Origin of the sequence: [Phormidium] sp. LEGE 05292, from assembly GCF_015207735.1 — a bacterium.
Lineage (GTDB): Bacteria > Cyanobacteriota > Cyanobacteriia > Cyanobacteriales > Aerosakkonemataceae > Floridanema.
Genome location: NZ_JADEWG010000330.1, coordinates 1 through 1,642, shown reverse-complemented (window position 1 = coordinate 1,642; position 1,642 = coordinate 1). Strand labels below are relative to the sequence as shown.

At 42.6% G+C, this 1,642-nt stretch carries 2 protein-coding genes; both read right to left on the bottom strand.

Translation table 11 applies throughout. From position 1 onward, the window contains the following. Positions 1–81: 81 nt before the first annotated feature. Complete coding sequence (locus IQ264_RS32410; protein WP_193986875.1) at positions 82–510, bottom strand: hypothetical protein; 429 nt, start codon at positions 508–510, stop codon at positions 82–84. 378 nt (positions 511–888) lie between these two features. After that, the gene (locus tag IQ264_RS32405) at positions 889–1,566 is read right to left on the bottom strand and encodes an urease accessory protein UreF (RefSeq protein WP_413470383.1); all 678 of its coding nucleotides are present in this window, start codon (positions 1,564–1,566) and stop codon (positions 889–891) included. Positions 1,567–1,642: the final 76 nt, after the last annotated feature.

Below are 1,642 nucleotides of genomic sequence, written 5' to 3'. Positions count from 1 at the left end.
GGGGATGGGGAGATGGGGAATTTTTGCCTTCTGCCTTCTGCCTTCTGCCTTCTGCCTTTCTTGCCTTCTGCCTTTCTTGCACTAGTTGCTATTTAAGTCTTTCATTTGTTGCTGTAACTTGGCTTCTAACTCCTGTATTTCTTCTCGCCGTGCTTCTACTTCTAGTAAACGACGGCTGAGATCCAATTTTTCGAGAGTCAGAGTTTGTAACCCTTCCTCTACCCTTACCTTTTCTTGCTGCAAAAAATCTAAAGAGATCTCACTTGTCAGGTAATTTTTGACCAAATCTAGCACCCAATCTGTAGCATCTTTAATAGTCAAAACCTGGCGAGTGGGAGAAAGTTCCACCAAAACTAGCAAGCCATTACTCCACACATCAGTTTCCACTACTGGAATCACCTCAGCTTCTTCAATTAAAGCCCAGGTATATTCAGATTCTTGGCGGGCTAATAAGCGCAGCTTGGTTTCACCTGTAGTTGCTTCCTTTTGTACCTGGGCAAAATGTAGCATCAGCTTGATTTTTGATTACCTCTCTTCGATATCATCACAAATATCCCTGTGTGTTCGGGGTGGCTCAGCAAAATTGGCTAGAATATTGCCAGATTAAGAGTAGACACACTCAAGTTTGGTGCTACCTGTGCCGCAGCTGAGTCCAGCTTGAGGATACAACACAAGTCAACAAAATATCTTCCATCCTGGTAATGTACCAAATTGTCAATGCCTTTTTTGAGCTAGCAGCCGACGATTTCCTCTAAATTTTACTGATTTGTGTGAGTAATGAGCGAATGAGAATGGACAGTGCATGGATTGGCAAAAGTTTACCTTGATTAACATTATGTGCCATTATTGCCTCAATTCTAGGCGAAGATGGCAAAACTTTTACAGGTATTAACTCCGAAATAATCGGCTGTATTGGATTTCGTGAGCCATACTCGCTAGAGCTAATCCCCATCCACAACTACTAAGGTTGTCATCCGTTAGGGCTAAAATTTTACTGCTGGTTTCTACGATCGGGCTGTGTAATTTAGATAATAATTGTTGACCTATGGTTTGCCCTAAAGGGATGAGTCTGATGCTAGCACTGATTAAGTTGGTAGCCCAACTGTGTAAGTATCCTAAAGTGGCGGCTGATGGGTCAATTTCCCAATGGGCGGCGATGATACCAAAGGCGATCGCAAAACTCACCTCCTGACTCAAGCTGTTAAACTCTTTACTAAGCTCCGGTTCCAATTTCTCCAATAATCGCCTCAACGCATAACCCATTTGCCAGCTTTGTTCCCGTAACTCTGCTGTTTCTCTAGCAGCTTTTGCCCAATTGTTCCAATAGTCTAAAGCTTCTAAATCCCCAATTTCTGTAGCTCTATAACCCCTGAGCATGATTGCGGCTTCTATTTTAATCGCACCATAGCCCAATTCTTGCTCTAACCAATGTTTTAATGTTGTTTGGTCATAAATTACATGAGCTTCCACCAAACTTTCTAATCCTTCGGAATAACTGTAAGCCCCCACTGGTAAGGCTGTGTTAGTAATTTGTAATAAACGCAGCAGATTTAAATTATTCATCATATTTAGGGACTAGGGACTAGGGACCGCCATCGACTGGGAAGAAGAGGTGGGGAGGTAGGACAGAGTTGAACAGATA

Bases quoted from the DNA above. Each gene is read 5' to 3' on its own strand.
- IQ264_RS32405 (WP_413470383.1), bottom strand. From the start codon at position 1,566: ATGATGAATAATTTAAATCTGCTGCGTTTATTACAAATTACTAACACA.
- IQ264_RS32410 (WP_193986875.1), bottom strand. From the start codon at position 510: ATGCTACATTTTGCCCAGGTACAAAAGGAAGCAACTACAGGTGAAACC.